We start from the raw sequence: 20943 nt of genomic DNA, 5'->3' as shown, positions 1-20943 counted from the left end.
CAATGTTAACATTAATGTGACCATTGTAAACATAGAAAATGCATGCTAGTCTTTATTTCATGGCGAAGACATATCATCATGGCGACCTTAAAACGGCCGCCATTAAAAAGACCGTTGAAATCATTCAAAAAAAAGGCGAAGCCGATTTTACCTTGCGTGAGATCGCCCAAAGCCTCAAAGTGAGCCACACCGCTGTTTACCGCCATTTTAAATCCAAGCAGGATCTGCTGTCCCATATCGCCGAAGAAGGTTTTCATAGTCTGATCGCCGCCTTTGAAAAGTCCTCCTCCGGACTTCGCAGCCCCCGTCAACGCCTGGTCGCCTTGGGAAGAAGCTATATCGAGTTTGCCTTGAGCCATTCAGGGCACTATCGGGCGATGTTTCATCAGGAACTTCGCTGCGCGAAAGAGCAGCGCCCGGAGCTTGAGGTGGTCGGCTACAAGGCCTTTGCGATTCTGGCCGACTGCCTGCAAGACGGAATGAAATCCCAGGTATTTAGAAAATCCAACCCCGAAGAGGCTGGCCGGTCGGTTTGGTCCGGAATTCATGGTTTCTCGGTTTTGCTGATCGATGGACAGTTTCAAAGCCTGACCAATAAGGCCGCTTTGAACGAAGCTATCGACATCCATCTGGCCTTTTTGGAACGGGCCCTTTTGAAATAGAAAGACACCTCACAGTCATTCTTTAATCCCTTCATTCAGTTTTTGAACTCTTTTGAGATTTCAATACTTTGCGTTAATAGTGCTTTCACTTCAGTTTTCTGGCTTAAACAGACTTTCAGGCGCTGTCCGAAGGTTTTGATGCCCTGTTTTTCTTTGTCATCGCGGCAGGGGCATTCTATATTTTCAGGGCTTCTATAATCCAATCACAAAGGACACCGACTTATGAAAAAAATCAAAGTTGCCAATCCCGTCGTTGAACTCGACGGCGATGAAATGACAAGAATCATCTGGAAATTCATCAAACAACAATTGATCCTTCCTTACCTTGATATCGACATTAAGTACTATGACCTGGGCATGGAGCATCGTGATGCTACCAACGACCAAGTGACTGTTGACGCTGCAGAAGCGATCAAAAAGTACAACGTGGGTATCAAATGCGCGACGATCACTCCTGACGAAGCTCGCGTAAAAGAATTCAACCTGAAACAAATGTGGAAATCCCCGAACGGCACTATCCGTAACATTTTGGATGGTACTGTATTCCGTGAACCAATCATCTGCAAAAACGTTCCTCGTTTGGTTCCTAACTGGACAGCTCCCATCTGCATCGGTCGTCACGCTTTCGGTGACCAATACCGTGCAACTGATTTCGTAACTAAAGGCAAAGGCAAGCTGACTGTGACTTTCCAACCTGAAAACGGTGGCGAAACGATCACTCACGAAGTTTACAACTTCAAAGGCGATGGCGTTGCTTTGACTATGTACAACACTGACGAATCCATCACTGGTTTCGCACGTTCTTGCTTCAACCAGGCGTTGACCAAGAAATGGCCGCTGTACCTTTCCACTAAAAACACCATCCTGAAAAAATACGATGGTCGCTTCAAAGACATCTTCGAAGAGATCTATCAAAAAGAATTCAAAGCGAAGTTCGATGCTGCTGGCATCACTTACGAACACCGTCTGATCGACGACATGGTTGCTTCCGCTTTGAAATGGAATGGTAACTTCGTATGGGCATGTAAGAACTACGACGGCGACGTTCAGTCCGATACAGTAGCTCAAGGCTTCGGTTCTTTGGGTCTGATGACTTCCGTATTGGTCACTCCAGACGGTAAGACTATGGAATCTGAAGCAGCTCACGGCACAGTGACTCGTCACTACCGTCAGCACCAGCAAGGCAAACCAACTTCCACGAACCCAATCGCTTCCATCTTTGCATGGACTCGCGGTCTTGAGCACCGTGGTAACCTGGATAACAACCAGGAGCTTGTGAAGTTCGCTCAGACTTTGGAAAAAGTCTGCGTTGAGACTGTTGAAGCTGGCTTCATGACCAAAGACCTTGCCGTTTGCATCTATGGCGACAAAGTTCCAGCTGACAAGTACATGAACACGGAGCCGTTCCTGGCGAAGTTGGATGAGAACTTGAAAAAAGCTCTTTCCATGTAATTGATTTGTCCTAAATGACAAAATGAAAGAGGAGCCTTGCCGGCTCCTCTTTTTTTTATTTCTGCAGTGTCATTCGGCGCACTTGTTTTTGCACGCTTTCATCCACCGCCATCGGAGTCACCTCAAGATAGGCCTCTACGACTTTATCCTGAAGAACCATCAGGCGTTTCATGTTGCCGGTGTATTCAATTTCCCCGGCCGTGACTTCTTCGGCTGAAGGCATGCGGGTTTCATAAACGCCGTTTTTATCCTGCCAGGACAGAATCACATATTGCTCTTTCACGTTGCCAGCAGCGTCCTTCACATCCTTCACCTGCAGTTTTCCGTGGAAATCCAGACCCAGAGTGAATTCCAGCGCCTTGATATTCTTTGCGGCCCAAGCTGTCGCATAGTGAGTGCGAAGACCTTCAACTGGAATGCGCTGGCGGATCACGAACTTCAGCAGGTTTTTGCTGAACATGCTGTTGCGGCGAATGGCACACAGAAGTCCTTGTGTCGGATCATCGTGCTTGCTGCAATCGGTTTTACCCGTGATCTTCCCCCACCTGTCTGCAAGAGCCGGCAACAGAGGCTCCCCGACCATCAAAGCTTCCTGGGCGATGGCGGAATTCACCAGCGCCAGTGCGTTTTTCAGCCAGTATTGAGAGCGATTCCAGCTGATGTTATAGCGTTCTTTCAGAACTGATGGATCTCCTTTCAAGGCCAACCAATCAGCCTTGTCATAGGAAAGAATCGGATGCAGAACCAGCAGACTTTCCACGTAGCGCTCAAGGCCTTCGGTGGAAATCAGATTCTTCAGATCATAATTGCCGGCATCAAATGCTGGCCTCTCGGAGCGATTGGCATAATCCACCTTGCGCACCAAAGCTTCAACATTCGCCGCCGGCAGATGCAGACCAGTGGAATAAACCGGATATCTGATGATGTCCTGATCTTTCAAAGCCTCCCACAGCGGGGCATACATATCCTCATAGAAGTTCGCAAGTTCATCCGCTTTCTGACTTGCCACCAGCTGAATTGGATTTTCCAAAGCTTCCGCTCTTCCAAAGGCGCGGGTCATGCTTTTCTGGCAGGTTTCAAAGGTGGATTCACCCGCGGAACGAACGAACTCCACCAGCGAACCTTTGTTCTTCAGTGCATTTTTTAGAAGCTCTTTGGTGACATCACCCGTGGCAACACTTCCCAGGCGATAGGACTTTGTCGTGTCACCATTGAGGCTGACGCCGAACTGAACCATCTTTTCACAGGCAGCGATTTCGGTGTGCAGAAGAATTCTTTGCGATTCAATTTGCTGAACAACCAAGGACTTGATCGAACGCAGTTCTGCCATCTGCTGAACGTGGTAGGACTCGACCATCACCCCAAGATCGCGGATCATGACCATGGTTTCCATCTGCATCTCAAGCATCTGCTTTTGCATGCGCTTGATTTCAGCCAAATCACGTTTAATCTCTTTCATGTCCGCGGCCATTTGCGCGTCAAGGCCACCACCGCCCAAAGCTGCGCCCAACAAGGCCGGACCGGGACCGCCAGCCATCATACTCATGGCACTGATCAATCCGCCGGAAGAATAAGCCTTCATCACCGCCTGTCCAATGTTGATTGCCGAAGTCACCGTGCGAGCCGTGTCGATGGCTTTTCGAATGCCCGGATCCAGATTAACCCCCAGAGTGACTGCGATCTTTTCAGTCGCATTCAAAATATTATCCAGGCGTCCCGCTGCAGAAGCGGCACTGCTGACGAAGATCTCTACATTTTTGTTGATGGATTGCGGTTCACTCAAAGGCCCATTCCCAGAACCTGTTTGCAGGTTTCCGGTCAAAGCATCATTCATCAGACGCAGGGTTTCGACCCGGGTTTCCGGACGGAACTCAAGATCCCAACGGCCTTTTCTAATGTCATTACCAAGACCCTCCAGCGCCCCACGCGCGGCCTGCAAGTCTTGGTTCATTTGTTTGCGGTTGTCGTGAATGACCTGAACCAAAGAAGCTGCTTCACGCACTTTCGCGGCGACATCGATCACCTCGCGCGCTTTGCGGATGAAATCCTGCACGCTTGGGTTTTTGACCAACTGATCCACAACGGCACCGGCAACCAACCCGATCACCACTAATTTGGTGTTGTCATCATCGTGAAAGTTATAAGCCGACAGGATCTTGTCGTAGTTCTTCAGAATCTCAACAGTCTTTTCGATGGCTTCCGCCCGAGGGGATCTTGCCGCTTGTGCCAGCTTCTTCTGATCTTCAGGACTGAGCTGCTGAATGTAGTGCGGTGCCAGCTCCTGCGCCACTTTCTGGGCACGGTCAGAGTAAGTCTTTAACAAGCTTTGCATCGCTTCGTTCTGGCGCTGAATCTGCAAAGTCAGATTAAAATCATCATGAATACCCTTGGCACTGAAAGACATCTGATTGTAACGATAGTTCACTGTATAGCTCAGAACCGCCGGATCATTTTTGAAGCCCAGAGTCTGCAGCATGTAAATGCTCTTGGCCATCTGGCGGTCTTTTTCAAAAGCCGTAAGAACATTTGAGTCTGCAGGATAAGAGCGCAGGTAAGATTCGCGCTGGGCTGAATTAAGATAAGGCACCAACAAACGCGCCAGCGCCGGGTTGGGCTGGGCTCCGGCCGCCATCTGCTCCCAGAATGGGAAAAACGCCGCTGAACTTTCCGCCTTGCCTTGGTCGTCTTGATTGTCACCCTGAGTACGGATGATCTCCCGCACGGTTTCTTTCTGTGGCGCACAGGCTGATAGAATCATCATCGCACTTAAAGTTGTGGAAATTAATTTTTTATTCATTGCACACCTCCGACATTTTGTTCGCGAGTCACACAGGAAGTTCCGTTGTCCAACAAGGTCACACACAGCTCACCCAAAGCGCCCACTGCGCCGGGCTTGCCTTGAACACCCACGGGGCCTTCTTGACCATTGGCACCAGCTTTTGCCTTTTTGCACATATGAGCGGGAGCTCCGGCATCACCACCAGCTCCGCCTGGCTGACCTTTGCCTCCAGGACCACCAACTCCAGGCAATCCAGGAAAGAACAAAGCTTGATATCTGAAGAGTTTGGCTTTCTTCACGGTTAGATAAAGCGAGCCGGAGGAACCTCCCGGGAAGCCATCAAAGCCCGTTCCGCCCTGAACACCGTTCGCACCCGTCGCACCATCCGTCGGCTGGGAGATACAGATCGGACGATCGCCCCCTTCACGGCGGGGACCGACAGCAATAAAGTCAAATTCACCTGGGCGACCCGCAGCCGCTTTCGCTGGAGGAACCTGAGTTGCATCCACGCCTTTTTCACCCTGAGCTCCGGGATGACCGTGCATTTGAAACACAAAAGTGCCGTTTGCAAATCCGGCATTCACAATCAGTCGACCGCCCCCTTTGCCAGGAGCCTTGTAAGTCACAGAGTGTTCAAGTTCTTGTTCATCAAAAGTCTTGATACGCGCCACAAGGTCGCTGTGAATTTCTTCGGCATCAATTTGCAGATCACGCCCTTCAGTTATTAAAGAACCTTCAGATCCGAAAGACAGCTTGCCCAACATCAGTCGGTTTGAATCAAACTGATAGTCTGAGATTCTGACTTGTTCCCTGATTTCAAGATCTTTCAGCAAGCGCACTTCATGCACCAGCTGCCCGCGATTTGTTTGAATAATGTATTTATAATGCCAAGGACGAAGATTTGATTTCTGATTCGTCGGGCGATCGGTCACATCCGCACCCTGAACAGGAACATCCACTGAATAGCCCGTATGCATATCCAGTCTTTTTACGGAATCAATACCAAAGCTGCTGTTGTCTTTGACGATCTTCACCAGCAATGCTGTCCCGCCAGTTTCACGCTCTGCCGTCACCGAAACACTGACATCAGGATCCGCATCCGACTTTGGATCCGGCGTCTGCGGAGTTTCACCCTGAACTGTGCCTTGGGGGGCTTTTTGAGAGTCCGACCCCGGCTGGCAGCCCGCCAGAAACAGAACCATGGGAACGATCAAGAAATGTGGCTTCATGAATATCTCCTTTTCTTCGCAAAAGGGAGATATCAAGTCCCGGGCCAGCCTCGAAAACCCGTCAGATCAAATAAAAACGCCGAAGACTTGCCTCGGCGTCCGGTCCGTCCCTGAATTTGGACGGACAATCTGGAATGCAGGATTCAAATTAGTTGCAGCTTTTGCCCCAGGTGTTGGCGGTTTTATCGCCCACACCGATATGCAAAGAGGCGCTGCCATAGTGACCAATCGCACGCAGGCGCTTGGCTTTACGCATTTTGCAAAGCTCGCGGAAAGCGCGGTCAGCTTCACTGTTGCTGGAAAAACGAACGTCGATGGAAGTTCCATACGGGTGACGGCCGGCCGCCCCGCCCACGTTCTTGTTGTAGGGTTCAGGTCTCCACCAGTTGTAGATCTGGCTGATCTTGATTCCTTTGGCGGAAAGATCCTGAAGGATGCGAACGCCCTCGATAGGGTATTTCCAGGTGCCTTCATCCGGGTGAATCAGATTGTGCGCCTGAGATGAACCATAGGTGCACTTGAAAGTGTTGGAGCTGCGCGGATTCGGACGAACCAATTCATCACACCAGGAAGATCCGTTTGTTTCTTTGGAGCATTTCGCCAGGAACTCTTCTTTTTTGGACAGACCCAGGTTCACTTGTTTCTTTTGTGATGTTGAAGCTTTCACACAACCCAGCGCCTGAATATCTTCACTGATGGCTTCACTAATGTCGTTGTGAATGTGATCGGCGATATCGTGACTGTCTTCGGCCGTGGTGTCTGTTGGGTCGGTGATATTCTGGGAATCATTTTGTTCTGAAGAAGTGCTGGAATAGTTCTGGAAGTCTTCCGATCCCCCCTGGCATCCGATAAGAGGCAAGCCCAGAGCGACGATCATGGCGATAGCGTGATTCTTAATTTTCATCTGATCTCCTTCATTGCGTTTTCGCAAGGAAGTGTCAGCCTACAATGCTTACATATTTTTCATAGACAGGACCCCCACCTTCTGGAGGAAGGGGCAGTAAAAAGCGAGGGAGTTTTAGGTCACGAATGCGGATTCAGAGAATACTCTAAAAGCAGATTTGTCTTTTAGCACTGGACCCACCATTCCAAAACCAAAAGAAGTATAAATGATCAAACACCAAGGAGTTTTCATGAAGCACCTGCTGCTGTCCGTTTTGCTATTCTCTTCGACGAGCTTCGCCTTTGCGCAGGATCTGCCTGTTGTAGACCAGGTGGACATTCCCCGCTATATGGGAAAGTGGCACGAGATCGCCTCAATCCCCCAGTCTTTTCAAAAACAGTGTGTCAGCAACACCACGGCCGAATATGAGTTACTGACCGACACCAGCGAAGTGAAAGTTCTGAATTCGTGTCAGACGGAAAAAGGCGATCGCAGCCAGTCCGAAGGACGCGCCAAAGTGACCGATCCCACCACGAACGCAAAACTGAAAGTCACCTTCGTGAAAATCGGAGATCGCTGGATTTATATTTTCGGAGGGAAGTACTGGATCATTCGTCTGGATGAAAACTATCAATTCGCGGTCGTAGGACACCCTAGCCGCGACTATGGCTGGATTTTGTCCCGCACTCCGGATCTGCCGGCGGCGACTTTGAAGGACCTGACAAGTTTCCTTCAGGAAAAAGGCTATGATCCGTGCAAGTTCCTGACAACCCCGCAGGACGGCGGCCTTACCGAGAAAAAGCCTCTGTGCCAACTGTAGGCAGCACACTTTCAAGCTCGCGAATCAGGTTCTGATTGGCGAGCTCCCACTCGGGTTCTTCTTCATTCTCGAGGTCTTCAGCCAACATGCGAAGCACCGAGAACAAAATCCAATCGGCCATTTTTCCCGCCTGAACAGAAGTTTCCGGCCACAGATGTCGCCCCACGAACGCCCTCGTGGGCGCAAGTTTCGCGTGATCTTCGGTCATCAAATGCTGCCACTGGGGGTCAGGATCAGAAGAAAAATCACGCATGCGAATGTAGTTATACTGAAAATCATCAAGGCCATCGTGATAAAGCGCTTTCACCATCGCCCGACGATCATTGAAATGATACACGGCCAATACATCCGCAAAGAATTCAGAATAAGCCCCCATGCGCGAACTGATGTGAGCAAACTCGGGTGAATAGTAAAGCGCTGTAGAGTCGCCAACGAAGCTGACATCCGAAGCGCCTGTCAGAATTGCCAGCTTGCGCGCAGATAGATCATCCAGTTTTGTAAAAAGACTTTTGTATTCATCCCCGGCCGACTTGCGAAGAGCCTCATGGAAAATCGCATGACCATATTCGTGAGCTGCACTGACGTACAAATTTGAAAGCGGCACTTCGTAACTGCGACCAAACTTTCCATAAAAGACCATACGATAAGGCACCTGGACAATCGCGCCATTATCAAAGCTGGCATTGTCCGAGGGACCACCGATGACAAGATTCACCGAAGCTGTGGATTGAAAAGTTTGAGCCATTCCGTTGAAGATGTCAGAAAGGCTTGCCGCCAGTTCGCAGTCCTGGTGCTCAAGAAAGATAACCTCACGAACAACACCATTCACACCCTTGCAGGAACCCACGGTGGCCGCTTGAACAGGAGAGACAGAGGAAAGCAGAACGGAAATAAAAAAGCTCAACATGCCCGGAAATATAGACACGTTGAGCTTGATTCGAAATAGGTGTGGAAAGAATTACCCTATTTTACCTTAACTTTAATCTTGGCGTTGGTTTTGGAGCGGCAAGTGGATTCCATCGCAACGGTGGAGCACTCCATTTTTCCGCAGCTCAGGGTCAAGACACGGTTTTCTTTATTCAAATCTTTGGTTTCAGCTTTCCAGTCGGCGCAGGCTTTTTTCCAATTCACACGGGCTTCTTTCAGAAGTGGAGCTGCATCGCCTTCGATTTCGTCTTCGCTTTGGATGACTTCGTATTCGTTTTGGGTTTTAGAGCCTTTTTTGATTTCGATAGTGGTGTCGCCATCAGCCGGGATGTCTTTCACGCCGACGGATTGAGCAAAAGCAAAGGAGCTGATCAGGGACAGGGAAAGGATCAATTTCATCATAGGATTCACCTCGGTAAGTTGAATAATCCTCGCGCAAGGATAGAGGAACAGCAAGCAACGACCCACCCCAACAAACCCAAGTTAACCATCTCCCTCTTCCCCGCCCCTCCCGGGGGCCAGGGGCAAAAGCCCCAAAGGGGGAAAGGGGCCAAGCCCCAAAAAGGCCGCGCCGAAGGCCAGCCAGAAAAACCGCGGCGCCCGCAGGGCCAGCCAACAATCCCCCAAGCACCACCGCCCAGTTATCCCATTCCCCAGTATTTTCGCTAACTTCGGGTATTTCAGTTAGTTTGGGAGGGGACCCCCCGAAGGAGGGCCTCTGGCGGGGCCCGGACGGCCCGAACCGGGACAGAGCCCCGGCGCCAGCAGAGCCCGGACGGCGTGCCCGACGAAGCGGGGTTCCCCTCCCAAACTAACTGAAATGCGCGGCGAGTTATCGAATGTAATCCCCCCACCAATGGGATACATCCAGCGGTGGCCGGGTCCCATACAATAGCTCTCTTGACGAATCCCGCTAGGTCCGGAAGGAAGCAACGGCACTCGAGGGACTATGTGATATGGGGTGCTCGGCCACTTTTTTTCCTGTTTCATGATCTTGAGGGGTGGATTTTGTCTTATCAGGTGATTGCACGCAAATGGCGTCCCCAATCATTTACCGACGTTGTCGGGCAAAATCATATTACCCAAACACTTTCCAATGCCCTTAAAAACGGTCGCTTGCCTCACGCCCTGCTTTTCACAGGTCCGCGTGGTACAGGAAAAACCTCTTCTGCCCGTATCCTTGCCAAAGCCCTTCGCTGCCCGAATGCCCAGAACTTTGTTCCGTGCAATGACTGCTATTCGTGCAACGAAATCGCAGGCGGCTCCAGCATTGACGTGATCGAGATCGATGGAGCTTCCAACAACGGTGTGGATGCGATCCGTGAACTTCGCGACACTGTGGCTTTCATGCCTTCCAGTGGAAAATACAAAATCTATATCATCGACGAAGTGCACATGCTTTCCACCAGCGCCTTCAACGCCCTGTTGAAGACTTTGGAAGAACCGCCGGCTCACGTGGTGTTCATCATGGCCACCACCGAAGTGCACAAGATCCCGCAGACGATTCTGTCCCGCTGTCAGCGTTTTGATTTCCGCCGTATCTCCACCCGCTCTATCACCGAGCGCCTGCAACTGATCTGTGATCGTGAAGGCGTGACAGCGGATGATGAAGCTTTGTGGGTGGTGGCTCGTCAGGGTGACGGATCCATGCGTGATTCGCAAAGTTTGCTGGATCAGGTGATCACTTTTGCCAACGGTCCTTTAACCCGCGCCAGTGTGGTTGAAATCCTGGGTCTGACCGACCGGGCTTTGCTTTTTGAAACTTTGAACGCCCTGATTGATCGCAACTCTCAGGCGGTTTTGAAAGTGATTGAGAAAATCGCTGCGGCCGGTTTTGAGCCGCACTTGTATTCTCAGGATCTTTTGGAAATGATCCGCAACCTGCTTCTGATCAAAGTATCTGAAGCCCAAGCCAGTCAGATTCTGGAAATGCCGGACTCTGAACTGCAGGCTTTGAGCGAAATGGCTCAGCGCCTGCCGGAAGAGGACATTCACATGCTCTTCGACATGGCTTTAAAAGGCGGTTCGGACATTCCTCGCGCTCAGGATCCTCGCATTGTACTTGAAGTGACTTTGCTGCGCATGGCTTCAGCTCCCAAACTTGTGGATCTGAAGACTTTGTTGCAAGGCGGAGCTATCCCCTCTCACAGCGCAGGTGGGGCCAGGCCCTACGTTCCGCCGGTAAGCCTTCCCGTAAAAGGACATGATCGCATCGAAGAATCCCAGAAGGTTCTTGATGGCCCGACCGGTCTTGAGGCGATGAAGGCAGCGCTGAACAAAGCTTCTTCCGCGGCCTCTTCCCTGAAATCAAATCCCGCACCAGCGGCAAAGCCTGCGGCGACCGCACCGGCCGCTCCGGTTCCGGCAGCTCAACCAACTCCGGTTGTTGAAAGCAAACCGAAAATTGCCTCTGGTTCCACCTCTAAAGAGCGCTGGGTGAACTTTGTTGAACTGCTTCGTCAGGACGACGCTTTGTTTGCAGCGAAAGTGGAAAATTTACTGTTTGTTAAGGAAGAGGGAAAGCTGATCAGCCTTGGCGTTCCTGTGAAATTGGCCTTCCTGAAAGACCAAATGGCTGACGCCCAAGTGCGCAAAAAACTACAGGGATTTATTGATTCGTACTGGGGTGCTGGGTATTCTTTTGAAGTATTGATGAGTCGTGATCAGGTCGGCGAATCCGCCCAAGCCATCCAGCAGAAAAAAGTGCAGATGGCCGAAGAGGATCTGCGCAACAAGATCATCGAAAACCCCATGGTTAAAGCCGCTCAAACCGTGTTCAAGGGACAGATCAAGTCCATCGTTGAACTGAACAAGCGCGGCCACTAAAAAAGGAGATTTTATGAAGGGTATGCCCGGCGGAATGGCCCAGCTGATGAAGCAAGCCAACCAAATGCAGATGAAAATGAAGAAAGCCCAGGAAGAACTTGCAAAAGTTGAGTACGAAGCAACTTCCGGTGGCGGCGCTGTAAAAGTAAAAGTGAACGGCGACCACTTGATCACGGCATTGACCATCGACCCTGAAGTTTTGAAAGCTGGCGATGTTGAGATGCTTCAGGACATGATCCTGTCTGCAACCAACGAAGCAGTTAAAACGGCCCGTGATACTTCCGCTAAAGAAATGGAAAAAATCACTGGCGGCTTGAATATCCCAGGAATGTTCTAAGCGGCCTATGGCCACAGTGCTGAGGGCGCCACGGGCGTCCGAAGCTGGAGTAGTAAGTGTTACATATTTCTGCCCTTGAAAAATTAGTCCACGAGTTGAGCCGTCTGCCTGGTATCGGGCCGAAGACTGCTCAGCGTCTGGCTTATTACATTCTGCGCACCGGGAACGAATACCCGGAACGTTTGAGTGAGGCGCTTTTGCGTGTAAAGGCTGAAGTTCACGACTGCCCAACCTGCTTCAACTACACCGACACGGATATCTGCCGCTATTGTGAGGATTCTCACCGTTCGGATGAATCCATCTGTGTGGTTGAAGAACCCTCCGACATCATGAGAATTGAATCTTCGGGCGCGTTCCGTGGCCGCTACCATGTTTTGCATGGGGCGATTTCTCCACTGGAAGGCATCGGTCCTAAAGAATTGAAAATCAAAGAGCTGATCGACCGTGTTGATGACGGCTTGAACGGCACCAGCCCGGTTATCAAGGAAATCATCCTTGCATTGGATGCGGACCTTGAGGGCGATACCACTATTCTGTACCTGGCGAAGCAGCTGCAGGGCAAAGGCTTGAAACTTTCTCGCATTGCCCATGGAGTTCCTATTGGCAGCGACATCGATTTCGTAGATGATAGAACGATGGGTCGCGCCCTGCAAAACCGCGTGGAGCTGTAATGTCCTTTATTAACTACAATGCCAAAGAAATTCACTGCAAAGTCGTGTACTACGGCCCATCCTTGGGCGGTAAAACCACGAACATCCAGTGGGTTTACCAAAAAACAGCGGAGGACCAAAAATCCAAGCTGGTGGCATTGAATACGGACATTGAGCGCACCCTGTTCTTTGACTTCCTGCCATTGAACGTCGGCGACATCCGTGGTTTTAAAACCCGCTTCCACCTGTACACCGTTCCGGGTCAGGTTGTTTACGATGCTTCCCGCAAGCTGATCCTGAAAGGATTGGACGGTGTGATCTTCGTGGCGGACTCCCAAATTGAACGTATGGATGAAAACCTGGAGTCCCTGCGCAATCTGGAAAGAAATCTGGAACAACAAGGCTACGACATCCGCGAAATCCCGCTGATCATGCAGTACAACAAGCGTGATTTGCCGAACGTGGCGTCCCTGGCAGAGCTTAGAAGTGCTCTGAACCCTTATAACGCCCCTGAAATCGAGGGCTGCGCTTCTGAAGGCCGTGGCGTCTTTGAATCGCTTAAAACCGTTTCCAAATCCATTATCAACGTTCTAAAAGGCGGAACGACTCTGTAAAGCAAGACCGCAGAAGAGGATTCAGGGCGCTTTGCCCTTCGAACAGTCCTCGCTTCGCTGCGGAACTTGGTCAAATCTCCCTGAATCCTCTTCTGCTATTTTCTTCACATCCGTCAGGCGCAGCTGGGCTTTTGTGGGGTTGCATTTCGTTCTCTTCGTGCTATATGAGGCCCATCTGTATTCATTTGGGTTACAATAGGCCCGAGGTAGATATGTCTTATGATATTGCTGCTGATATTCAGCGCCTGAAAAAAGAAAAAAACGCCGTCATTCTGGCTCACTATTATGAAGATGGTGATATCCAGGATATCGCCGACTATGTCGGTGACAGCTTCTATCTGGCGAAGATGGGCCAACAGGTTCAGCAAGACACCATCCTGCTTGCCGGCGTTGTGTTCATGGCTGAAAGCGTGAAGATCCTAAATCCCACCAAAACAGTTCTGGTTCCGGACATGGAAGCCAGCTGTTCTCTTGTCAAAGGCGCGCCTTACGATCAGTACCTGGCGTGGCGCCGTCAGCACCCGGACGGGATTGCGGTGACCTACATTAATTCCAGCGCGGAAGTAAAATCCATTTCTGATGTGATCATCACTTCTTCCAATGCTCAGCAGATCGTTGAATCCATTCCGAAAGACCGCAAGATCTTGTTCGGACCGGATCAGCACCTGGGTCGCTGGTTGATGAAAAAACTAAATCGTGAGTTTGTGCTGTGGCCAGGGGCGTGCGAAGTGCACGTGCTGTTCAATGCCCGCAAACTTCACGAACTGATCGCCCAACACCCGGATGCGGTGGTGATTGCGCACCCTGAGTGCGATGAATCCGTGTTGCAGTATGCTTCTGTGGCAGGCTCCACTTCCCGTTTGCTGGAAGAGGTTCAGAAAAACCCGGCGAAGAAATTCATCGTGGCCACTGAAACTGGTATTTTCCACCAGATGCAAAAACTTCGTCCGGACGTGACGCTGATTCAAGCGCCGGTTCTGGATGCCGGCTGTTCTTGCAACAACTGCCCGTACATGAAGATGAACAACATGGAAAAGATCAAACACGCTTTGGAAACATTCCAGCCGCAAGTGGGCCTGGATGAGGCATTGCGCCTGAAAGCCAAGGTGTCTTTGGATCGCATGATGGACATCACCAGCGGCAAACCTGTCAGCTGGCCTGCGGAATTCACGGTTTAATCCTTTATGGACTCTTTGGTTCTTTCCGAACAACTGACAGAGTCCGCGCGAAAGCTTCTTCAGTCTCCGGGTTTGCAAATTCATGCCCGCCCGGAATGGGGAAGCCATGATCCCGCACATCGCGAACTGATCCGTGCGGAAATTCAAAAGCTGCTTCCTGAAAACTGGCACTCTTCCACTTCCCACACGGAAGGGTTGGGTGTCATCATGCTTTCGGCTTCGCCAATTGGTGTTGATGTCGAAGTCACCGAGCGTGTGACTGACAAAACCGTGTCCCGCGTGTCGTCACAAGAAGAACTGACCGAGGCGCCAAGTGCTGCGGCCTTGTGGTGTGCGAAAGAGGCGTGTTTTAAGGCGCTTCGTTCGTATGATCAGCCGTCGGTGATCTCTAAAATTTCTATAGGGTCGTGGGAAAATATAGATTCTCAGACTGAGACATTCCGTCTTTCAAACCCTGAAACGTTTAATTCCTCCTCTGAAAACAGGGGTGTGATGATGAAAATTTCCACCTGGAGTTTGGCCTTTTTTATTTTTCCCTCTTAACTTTGGTCGAGTCCTGCCGAAGAGTTTATTAACCGACGCTAATGCAGTTTGTTTTTAAGGTAGGTGAAAAATGGGAAGTTCAAAATACAACCGCAGAGTGGCTCCAAGGACCGAAGTCTCTCCCATTCATATTTCGTATCTCACTTCACTGGATGACTTTGCAAAGATCGCAAAGAACAGTGAGATTGTCGAAGCCTCTTCCACCGGACTTTTGCTTCTGGTGAAGCGCGAGGATCTGATTCCATCAGCCCTGCGCAAGACGCTGACACTGGATTGCCTGATTGGCGACCGGGTGTTCATGCATCTGGAAGAAATGAATCTTGAAATCTCTGGCGTGATTACGCGCACGCAGCTTCTGGGCAAGAAGGGTTTCTATGTGGCTGTGGACTACAGCGACGAGGCTCCGGAATACTGGCGTGAGTGCCTGATGGATCTCTTGCCCCGTCCGGGCGAGCTTGATTAAAACACCACGAAAACCACCAGTCGCGGGGTCGAAAGATCCCGCGATTTTTTTGCAATCTTTTCAGCCAAATGCCATTTGATTGGCCGGTCCCTTAAACGCCCTTTAAGATCCCGCCCATGAAACTTTGGCTGTTCACCCTGACATTCCTGGCAGTGCTGGCTCCGTCCCACGTGGCGGTTCAGCGCGTGTTGTGCCCGGCTCTTTTGCCGGTCAATGCCAGCGCCTCTGTCAGCGAAGGACTTTCCGAAGATCAGCTGAATCAGCTGCTGGCGCTTTTCCAAAAGTCTTATCCCGATATCGATTTTCAATCCAGCTGGCACAACGACACCATCAATGCCCAGGCTTTGCGTTTTGACGAGTCAAAACTGATCATCGTCTATGGCGGTTTGGTGCGTGAATCCACCACCACGCCTGACAGCTTGGCGTTGATGATCTGCCATGAGGTCGGTCACCACAAAGGGGGCGCACCCTATTTCAGAGATGCCGATGGCCGGGACACCTGGGCTTCGGCTGAAGGCGCTGCGGATTATTATTCCATTCGTGGCTGCTTCACGCGCATTGCCTCGATGATGAAGACCCCGGCAGCGCGCCTGTCAGAACGCGATGAAGCCTTGCTGGAACAAACCTGTGCTAATTCCGCAAAGCCCACCGTGTGCCGTCGCGCCTTGCAGTCCGGCGCCCTGATGGCGAAATTGCAGTGGAATGTCTTTCCCAACAATCAGCCCGTTCCTGCTCTGGATGCCGAAGACAGCAATGTTCCGGCGACAACCTTGCTGGGATATCCAAGCCCGCAATGCCGCTTGGATACTTTCCGCGCCAGCGCTTTGCTGCAAGAACGCCCGTCTTGCTGGTACCGCCCTCTTTAAGGCATCAGGTGTCTTATATTTTGACAGCTCCGTTTCTTCAGATCGAAGCAGGATTATTTTAAACAGGTACAGGCCTTGCTTTAGAGAAGAACTCGAATCAACCAAGGAGTCTGTTCCATGAAGATCGCCGCCACGTCCCTGCTGTTTTGCTCTTTGCTTCTAAGCGCCCTTTCCGCCTCGGCGGGCATGACCAGCGGGACCATCGGAGTGAGCCTGACCATCGTGGAGGCCGGCCGTCTTTCCTCAGACGTCACCAGCGAACCTTCCCAGCTTCGTGATATCAAAGCCCTCAGCATTCTGACGGAAGCCAAAGATGGCGCGGTGGTGGATGTCTATATCAATCGCCAACTGATCACTTCCGTGCGTTCACAAAAAGGTGTCGTGAACTTTGAGCTGAATTGGACATCCGAAGACAAAATGAATCTAGAACTGCGATCCGGCGGCAAGGTGCTTGAACCGTTGCAGACTGCCTATATCACTCCAAGCACGACGATGATTCCGAAGATGTCGACCCAAGCGTATCAGCGCCAGGTGCAGGTCACCAATGACGATGGAACTTTAAGCACCAAGACCATTGAAGTGAAGACTGTGGTGGTTGAATACTAAGTGGTTATTGGAAATTAGAAATTGGATTTAGGAATGAAATAAAAAACCCCGCTTTGTTGGCGGGGTTTTTCTTTTTATAGATCTGAGAATGGTGGCAATCCGATTTCTGAAACCAGCACTACTGAATAGTGTGGAGGCAGGAACCAGCTCAGGGCTTCGGCGATGCCCTGGTGCTCTTTGGTTGGGGGATTACCCAACGCTTCCAAAGAGAAAGCCAGATCGTAGTGTTTGCGGTCCTGGCTCATCACCAGAATGCGTGGGCGCAGAACACCCTGATCGCGGAAGAATTCTTTCAGAATATTGCGAACGTACTGAGGCAGATAGTGTGGTGCCGGCGGACCTGCGTGCAGACCCTGACCTTTTTCCATTTCCACGGTGCCTACCGGAGACTGAGCAGCCTCTTGATAGAAACGGCCGGTTTCTTTGAAGCTCCAAAGCATGCCGTAAGTGAAAACATAGTCAGGATAAGACTTCATCGGATTCACAACCAGGCCCACGCCCTTGGTGGCGGCCCATTGCATGATTTTGTTTGCGGGCTCTGTCGCTTCCGCACCGGTTTCAACCAGCAGATAAGGCCAGCCGTCCGGTCCTTGTTGAGGGACTTCGTGGATCAGCTTAACGTTGCCTTGAGTGACCGCCATGAAAAAGTCGATCTCCCACTGATGGTCACGTTGTTCATCGGGGGTGTTTACGATTTCAATCAGGTTCATAGCTTGCTCCTAAAATACAAAAAGGCCGGGGAAACCCAGCCTTTTTATGCCCCTTTCGGGGCGAGGTCAAGACGCCGCCCTATTGCGAGGGGCGTTCTAGTACTCTTCCACGATCACGATTGTTTTATAACCGCTTTCATAGCGAACTTTGCCGTTCTGGTCGTACTTAGGCTGACCAGTGCGAGTATCCAGCACTGGAACAATGCCACGGTCCGCTGCAGTCACAGCACGATGGATGGTTTGAATCTGGTTTTTATGAACGCGAACACAGCCAGAGGAAGCGCGTTTACCCAGCATCGCTTCGCCCGCCGCTTCACCGCCGGAAAGATCCGGTGGCACCTGGTGAACTGCCAGACCGCGGGTTTCATTGAAGAACATCGCAAATGGCATGTGGAATTTGGATTCACCAGAACGGTAGTTGTAACCGTGAACACGTTTGATGGTGTAGAAACCACGAGTTGTGTGTCTCCAGTGAGAAGACGTCGCCCCTTTGAAGATCTTGTTCACTACGCCACGAACTGCGCTGATGTATTCAAGGTCTTCACGGCCCGTGGAAACGTATGTGGAAAGCATCAACTGACGGTTCGTGTACAGGCGCAAAGTCTGAGCCTGGGAACCGGAAGCGGCTTTATTGATCACAATCACGTTTGTGTACTGGTTCAGGTAAGTTTCGCCGCGCAGGTAAGCCTGCTCATTGAACAGACGACCACGAGGAGCTTCGTAAGAGTCCTCTACCATCATACGGCGCTCAAGTTCAGAACGGGATTGAGCAAATGTATTAAAGGATGCCAAAGTCGCAACCAGCAGAACACCAAAGACAGTCAGCAGACGATTCATGATCACTCCTCTTAGAAAATAATTCCGCCCCAAGGACAAAATTCGTCGTTTCAAGATGGAGAGCTATCTAGCAGAAAGATTACACAGCCCGTACAAAAATTGTGCATTGTGTAACAATTGTGTATTCAAGAATTTTGTTCAAGCAAAGGAGTGCTAAATAAATTGCGGCAGATTTTGGGCATAAAAAAACCACCTTGGCGGTGGTTGATTTAAACTTCTTGGAAGAAGTTTGGTAGGGAGTACAGGATTCGAACCTGCGACATCCACCTTGTAAGGGTGGCGCTCTACCAACTGAGCTAACTCCCTATTGGTATCGAGAGGACCATTTCTAGCAACGGTCCGTCCCTTAATCAATATCTTTTTTTAATAATCCCTATTTTTTTAGGGTCTTCAGGTCATCCATGCAGGTTTTCTGGGTCAAAGTCGCTGAAATCTTCATAATTTGCATATGAATCAGTTCCTCTGTCCCACGCTGCTCCAGCGCTCCGAAGGAAAGAAGCATCACAGCCTCCGTCGGCAGGTTCCCGCGCAACGGTGGAAGTGGAGAGTCTTTCTGATCAAATGCCGTCAGCTGAACACGGAAGGTTGTTCCGCCCTTGCTGGTCATCTGAGAAAGAACCTTTTTGTTTCTTTCAATACCCACACCCGTCGCGATCACACGGCAAGTTTCACCATCAAACTGCTTCACCTGAAGCTGGCGCACACCGGTGGATTTTTGACGAACCACTTTCAGTGCGAAGTAGGATGTGAATTCGCCCTGTTGGGCTTTCCAAAGACCCTGGATGTCCTGCCATGGGAATGGCTGGGCCAGATGCATTGGCCATGGCACCCAGCGGTCATCGCTGGCTGGCATGATGTGTTCTTCATCCTTTGCAAACGCGGTCGCAGAGAATGTCAGTCCAGATAAAGTCACCAAAGTTGCGATCAAAATTTTGCTCAACATGAATCCCCCTTAGTGCTCGAAATGAACTCGAGCCGCTTTATTCATGTAATATCCGTTTTTGGCTCTGAAGATATATTTAGGTTTTTCGTAATCCGGTTCAATCAGTTTACGCAGACGTTTGATCGTCACGTAAATCTTATTGTCGTGGATGGCAGGATCATAAGGCTGCTTCCAAACATTCTCAACCAGGAATTCTTTGGAATAAATCTGACCCTGGTTCTGAACGAACAGGCGCAGAAGATCCAATAATATGAACTGGTTTTTGAAATCAATGCGGCCCAGCTTCTTTTCGATCACAGAGTGGTTCGCCTCATCAAAGATAAGGTCGAAGTTGCTCTGAGTTTCGCCACCGATTTTTTCCGCCAGGTTTTTCACCATGCGCGCCAGACGTTTGTGGTTTTCAGTGTCCACAGATCTTTGCGCCAAAGTGATGTAAGTGCGGGCCATGTCCTTGTCGCCGATTTCGAAGTACGTGTCCGCCAGTGCGCCCATCAGATAGTTGGACATAACCACGTTGCGGGTTTCACGAACGATATCGTAGGCCTTCCACAGAACCTCGATCGCTTCGTCGTATTTTTTCATCTGCTTCAGGATGTCGGCGTTCAGGAACAGAGAGGACGCCTGCAGATCCGGCATCTGATAAACCTGGAAGAAGACCTGAAGATTGTAGATCTCTTTCAAAGCATCAGAATAGCGAGCGGAAGACGGATGCGAGTACACCATCGCAAGACCGAAGATGGCGTGACAGATGTCTTCCTTGTTGTCAGAAGCAAGTGCGATAGCCAGAGCCTTTTGGAGATAGTCCATGGCCGTGTCGATTTGACCTTTGTAGGACGCACACACCGCGAGCGTGTAGTACGTTTTTGAATTCAGTTCGAAGCCCTCTTTCAGAACCAAATCCTGGAGTTTTTCTTTTGTCAGATTTACTTCTTCAAATTGCTCACGCTCTGCAAAGATACGCAGAAGCAAATTGATGCACTTCAAGTATTGAGAGAAATTCTTCTCGGCAAAGAAAGCTTTGGTCGCTTCCTGAAGATTGTCCACGGCAGGCGTGAACTCTCCCCGGTCGTAATAAAGCTTGCCGAGCTCGAAAGCACGATCAGTAGGGCTCATAAGGTCTTAAAACTCCAAAACAAAAAACAAATTACTCGCGAGGGACAGGTTTTTACAGATTGTCAGGAATACGTCAATGTAAGACGCGGACAGTTGCTCATTATTTGAGCATAGTGAGAATTGATTTCAGGAATGTAATGCCCGCGTAATGAAGCACACTCGATTATTGCGGTGTGTGAGGCGAAAAAATCGCTAGGAGAGCGCTTTTCAGCGCTTCTGGAACTTCTTCCACTCCTGCTCGGGCATCAGGCTGACGCTTTCCGTGTTGGGATCAAAAACAATGCGCACGTGCCCTTTGTCGATTTGTTTTTGCACCTGCTGCATCTTCGTTTCGTATGAGATTTCACTGACGCCGTAGTCTGTGCCCTCGCGCTGAATGAAGTTGTCGATCACTCCCCTTAGGGCCTGCTCAGACAAGACTTCCTTGGGGATTTCAATAGGGGCGGCGTTTTCCGGGTTGTTCTCGTTCATAACACTTCCTTTACCACAGCCCGCCCAAAGACGG

General features: G+C 50.4%; 22 protein-coding genes, 1 tRNA gene and 1 other RNA gene. 13 read left to right on the top strand and 11 right to left on the bottom strand.

Going from position 1 to position 20943, the window contains the following annotated elements:
• The first annotated feature begins 59 nt into the window (after positions 1 to 59).
• Entirely contained in the window at positions 60 to 662 is a 603-nt protein-coding gene (locus ACNQKP_RS05005) for a TetR/AcrR family transcriptional regulator (protein WP_417863220.1), read from the top strand.
• 222 nt (positions 663 to 884) lie between these two features.
• A complete protein-coding gene (locus ACNQKP_RS05000) occupies positions 885 to 2114 on the top strand; it encodes an NADP-dependent isocitrate dehydrogenase (protein ID WP_011166031.1) in 1230 nt (409 codons plus the stop codon).
• Positions 2115 to 2169: 55 nt separating this feature from the next.
• Here ACNQKP_RS05000 and ACNQKP_RS04995 read toward each other — a convergent pair whose 3' ends face one another.
• The 3 genes from ACNQKP_RS04995 to ACNQKP_RS04985 form a co-directional block, all read right to left on the bottom strand.
• Positions 2170 to 4911 carry a hypothetical protein gene (locus ACNQKP_RS04995; protein ID WP_417863219.1) on the bottom strand — a complete coding sequence of 914 codons (2742 nt, stop codon included), beginning with the start codon at positions 4909 to 4911 and terminating at the stop codon, positions 2170 to 2172.
• Positions 4908 to 6122 carry a hypothetical protein gene (locus tag ACNQKP_RS04990; RefSeq protein WP_417863217.1) on the bottom strand — a complete coding sequence of 405 codons (1215 nt, stop codon included), beginning with the start codon at positions 6120 to 6122 and terminating at the stop codon, positions 4908 to 4910. Before ACNQKP_RS04990 ends, ACNQKP_RS04995 begins: the two co-directional genes overlap by 4 nt.
• A gap of 148 nt (positions 6123 to 6270) precedes the next feature.
• The gene (locus ACNQKP_RS04985) at positions 6271 to 7026 is read right to left on the bottom strand and encodes a hypothetical protein (RefSeq protein WP_038450258.1); all 756 of its coding nucleotides are present in this window, start codon (positions 7024 to 7026) and stop codon (positions 6271 to 6273) included.
• Between the two features lie 229 nt (positions 7027 to 7255).
• Here ACNQKP_RS04985 and ACNQKP_RS04980 point away from each other — a divergent pair, with 229 nt between their 5' ends.
• Entirely contained in the window at positions 7256 to 7825 is a 570-nt protein-coding gene (locus tag ACNQKP_RS04980; protein ID WP_417863215.1) for a lipocalin family protein, read from the top strand.
• Here the strand turns inward: ACNQKP_RS04980 and ACNQKP_RS04975 are convergent.
• Both ACNQKP_RS04975 and ACNQKP_RS04970 read right to left on the bottom strand, forming a co-directional pair.
• The gene (locus ACNQKP_RS04975) at positions 7794 to 8732 is read right to left on the bottom strand and encodes a hypothetical protein (RefSeq protein WP_417863213.1); all 939 of its coding nucleotides are present in this window, start codon (positions 8730 to 8732) and stop codon (positions 7794 to 7796) included. The two genes, ACNQKP_RS04980 and ACNQKP_RS04975, sit on opposite strands and share 32 nt — an antisense overlap.
• Positions 8733 to 8788: 56 nt before the next feature.
• Positions 8789 to 9154, bottom strand: a complete 366-nt coding sequence (locus ACNQKP_RS04970) for a hypothetical protein (RefSeq protein WP_038450262.1) — start codon at positions 9152 to 9154, stop codon at positions 8789 to 8791.
• 473 nt (positions 9155 to 9627) lie between these two features.
• Between ACNQKP_RS04970 and ffs the strand changes: the two genes are divergently transcribed.
• The 10 genes from ffs (at position 9628) to ACNQKP_RS04920 (ending at position 16835) form a co-directional block, all read left to right on the top strand.
• An RNA gene (ffs, locus tag ACNQKP_RS04965) (signal recognition particle sRNA small type) lies at positions 9628 to 9726 on the top strand.
• A 34-nt stretch (positions 9727 to 9760) separates the two neighbouring features.
• Positions 9761 to 11578, top strand: a complete 1818-nt coding sequence (dnaX, locus tag ACNQKP_RS04960) for a DNA polymerase III subunit gamma/tau (protein WP_417863211.1) — start codon at positions 9761 to 9763, stop codon at positions 11576 to 11578.
• Between the two features lie 13 nt (positions 11579 to 11591).
• Positions 11592 to 11915, top strand: a complete 324-nt coding sequence (locus ACNQKP_RS04955; protein ID WP_011166039.1) for a YbaB/EbfC family nucleoid-associated protein — start codon at positions 11592 to 11594, stop codon at positions 11913 to 11915.
• Positions 11916 to 11971: 56 nt separating this feature from the next.
• Positions 11972 to 12586, top strand: coding sequence for a recombination mediator RecR (recR, locus tag ACNQKP_RS04950; protein WP_041578098.1), 615 nt, complete (start codon positions 11972 to 11974; stop codon positions 12584 to 12586).
• A complete protein-coding gene (locus ACNQKP_RS04945; RefSeq protein ID WP_011166041.1) occupies positions 12586 to 13179 on the top strand; it encodes a GTP-binding protein in 594 nt (197 codons plus the stop codon). Before recR ends, ACNQKP_RS04945 begins: the two co-directional genes overlap by 1 nt.
• Positions 13180 to 13391: 212 nt before the next feature.
• On the top strand, positions 13392 to 14357 hold the full coding sequence (gene nadA / locus ACNQKP_RS04940; RefSeq protein ID WP_011166042.1) for a quinolinate synthase NadA: 966 nt from the start codon (positions 13392 to 13394) through the stop codon (positions 14355 to 14357).
• Positions 14358 to 14363: 6 nt separating this feature from the next.
• Entirely contained in the window at positions 14364 to 14900 is a 537-nt protein-coding gene (locus ACNQKP_RS04935; protein WP_417863208.1) for a 4'-phosphopantetheinyl transferase superfamily protein, read from the top strand.
• A gap of 70 nt (positions 14901 to 14970) precedes the next feature.
• Positions 14971 to 15363: a hypothetical protein gene (locus tag ACNQKP_RS04930; protein WP_011166044.1), complete on the top strand. Its 393-nt coding sequence runs from the start codon at positions 14971 to 14973 to the stop codon at positions 15361 to 15363.
• Positions 15364 to 15479: 116 nt separating this feature from the next.
• Positions 15480 to 16229 (top strand): hypothetical protein, encoded by a 750-nt coding sequence (locus ACNQKP_RS04925; RefSeq protein WP_417863206.1) that lies wholly within the window; start codon positions 15480 to 15482, stop codon positions 16227 to 16229.
• 117 nt (positions 16230 to 16346) lie between these two features.
• Positions 16347 to 16835, top strand: a complete 489-nt coding sequence (locus ACNQKP_RS04920) for a hypothetical protein (protein ID WP_417863204.1) — start codon at positions 16347 to 16349, stop codon at positions 16833 to 16835.
• 74 nt (positions 16836 to 16909) lie between these two features.
• Here ACNQKP_RS04920 and ACNQKP_RS04915 read toward each other — a convergent pair whose 3' ends face one another.
• From ACNQKP_RS04915 to ACNQKP_RS04890, 6 genes are all read right to left on the bottom strand, one after another.
• Positions 16910 to 17545 carry a hypothetical protein gene (locus ACNQKP_RS04915; RefSeq protein WP_038450270.1) on the bottom strand — a complete coding sequence of 212 codons (636 nt, stop codon included), beginning with the start codon at positions 17543 to 17545 and terminating at the stop codon, positions 16910 to 16912.
• A gap of 96 nt (positions 17546 to 17641) precedes the next feature.
• A complete protein-coding gene (locus tag ACNQKP_RS04910) occupies positions 17642 to 18382 on the bottom strand; it encodes a L,D-transpeptidase (RefSeq protein WP_235046195.1) in 741 nt (246 codons plus the stop codon).
• Positions 18383 to 18612: 230 nt separating this feature from the next.
• A tRNA-Val gene (locus tag ACNQKP_RS04905) sits at positions 18613 to 18688 on the bottom strand.
• 67 nt (positions 18689 to 18755) lie between these two features.
• The gene (locus tag ACNQKP_RS04900) at positions 18756 to 19325 is read right to left on the bottom strand and encodes a hypothetical protein (RefSeq protein WP_015092706.1); all 570 of its coding nucleotides are present in this window, start codon (positions 19323 to 19325) and stop codon (positions 18756 to 18758) included.
• 9 nt (positions 19326 to 19334) lie between these two features.
• Positions 19335 to 20438: a winged helix-turn-helix domain-containing protein gene (locus ACNQKP_RS04895; RefSeq protein WP_011166050.1), complete on the bottom strand. Its 1104-nt coding sequence runs from the start codon at positions 20436 to 20438 to the stop codon at positions 19335 to 19337.
• A gap of 207 nt (positions 20439 to 20645) precedes the next feature.
• Positions 20646 to 20909: a YheU family protein gene (locus ACNQKP_RS04890; protein ID WP_011166051.1), complete on the bottom strand. Its 264-nt coding sequence runs from the start codon at positions 20907 to 20909 to the stop codon at positions 20646 to 20648.
• Positions 20910 to 20943 lie beyond the last annotated feature (34 nt).

It is taken from the genome of Bdellovibrio bacteriovorus, from assembly GCF_048286975.1.
Lineage (GTDB): Bacteria > Bdellovibrionota > Bdellovibrionia > Bdellovibrionales > Bdellovibrionaceae > Bdellovibrio > Bdellovibrio bacteriovorus_H.
The sequence above is the reverse complement of the archived record's forward strand: the minus strand, read 5'-3'. Positions and strand labels throughout refer to the sequence as shown.

Bases quoted from the DNA above. Each gene is read 5' to 3' on its own strand.
- ACNQKP_RS04980 (WP_417863215.1), top strand. From the start codon at position 7,256: ATGAAGCACCTGCTGCTGTCCGTTTTGCTATTCTCTTCGACGAGCTTC.
- ACNQKP_RS04985 (WP_038450258.1), bottom strand. From the start codon at position 7,026: ATGAAAATTAAGAATCACGCTATCGCCATGATCGTCGCTCTGGGCTTG.
- ACNQKP_RS04900 (WP_015092706.1), bottom strand. From the start codon at position 19,325: ATGTTGAGCAAAATTTTGATCGCAACTTTGGTGACTTTATCTGGACTG.
- ACNQKP_RS04925 (WP_417863206.1), top strand. From the start codon at position 15,480: ATGAAACTTTGGCTGTTCACCCTGACATTCCTGGCAGTGCTGGCTCCG.
- ACNQKP_RS04910 (WP_235046195.1), bottom strand. From the start codon at position 18,382: ATGAATCGTCTGCTGACTGTCTTTGGTGTTCTGCTGGTTGCGACTTTG.
- ACNQKP_RS04955 (WP_011166039.1), top strand. From the start codon at position 11,592: ATGAAGGGTATGCCCGGCGGAATGGCCCAGCTGATGAAGCAAGCCAAC.
- ACNQKP_RS04995 (WP_417863219.1), bottom strand. From the start codon at position 4,911: ATGAATAAAAAATTAATTTCCACAACTTTAAGTGCGATGATGATTCTA.
- ACNQKP_RS04990 (WP_417863217.1), bottom strand. From the start codon at position 6,122: ATGAAGCCACATTTCTTGATCGTTCCCATGGTTCTGTTTCTGGCGGGC.
- ACNQKP_RS05005 (WP_417863220.1), top strand. From the start codon at position 60: ATGGCGAAGACATATCATCATGGCGACCTTAAAACGGCCGCCATTAAA.
- ACNQKP_RS04935 (WP_417863208.1), top strand. From the start codon at position 14,364: ATGGACTCTTTGGTTCTTTCCGAACAACTGACAGAGTCCGCGCGAAAG.
- ACNQKP_RS04890 (WP_011166051.1), bottom strand. From the start codon at position 20,909: ATGAACGAGAACAACCCGGAAAACGCCGCCCCTATTGAAATCCCCAAG.
- ACNQKP_RS04920 (WP_417863204.1), top strand. From the start codon at position 16,347: ATGAAGATCGCCGCCACGTCCCTGCTGTTTTGCTCTTTGCTTCTAAGC.
- ACNQKP_RS04895 (WP_011166050.1), bottom strand. From the start codon at position 20,438: ATGAGCCCTACTGATCGTGCTTTCGAGCTCGGCAAGCTTTATTACGAC.
- nadA (WP_011166042.1), top strand. From the start codon at position 13,392: ATGTCTTATGATATTGCTGCTGATATTCAGCGCCTGAAAAAAGAAAAA.
- ACNQKP_RS04975 (WP_417863213.1), bottom strand. From the start codon at position 8,732: ATGTTGAGCTTTTTTATTTCCGTTCTGCTTTCCTCTGTCTCTCCTGTT.
- ACNQKP_RS04945 (WP_011166041.1), top strand. From the start codon at position 12,586: ATGTCCTTTATTAACTACAATGCCAAAGAAATTCACTGCAAAGTCGTG.
- ACNQKP_RS04970 (WP_038450262.1), bottom strand. From the start codon at position 9,154: ATGATGAAATTGATCCTTTCCCTGTCCCTGATCAGCTCCTTTGCTTTT.
- ACNQKP_RS05000 (WP_011166031.1), top strand. From the start codon at position 885: ATGAAAAAAATCAAAGTTGCCAATCCCGTCGTTGAACTCGACGGCGAT.
- ACNQKP_RS04915 (WP_038450270.1), bottom strand. From the start codon at position 17,545: ATGAACCTGATTGAAATCGTAAACACCCCCGATGAACAACGTGACCAT.
- ACNQKP_RS04930 (WP_011166044.1), top strand. From the start codon at position 14,971: ATGGGAAGTTCAAAATACAACCGCAGAGTGGCTCCAAGGACCGAAGTC.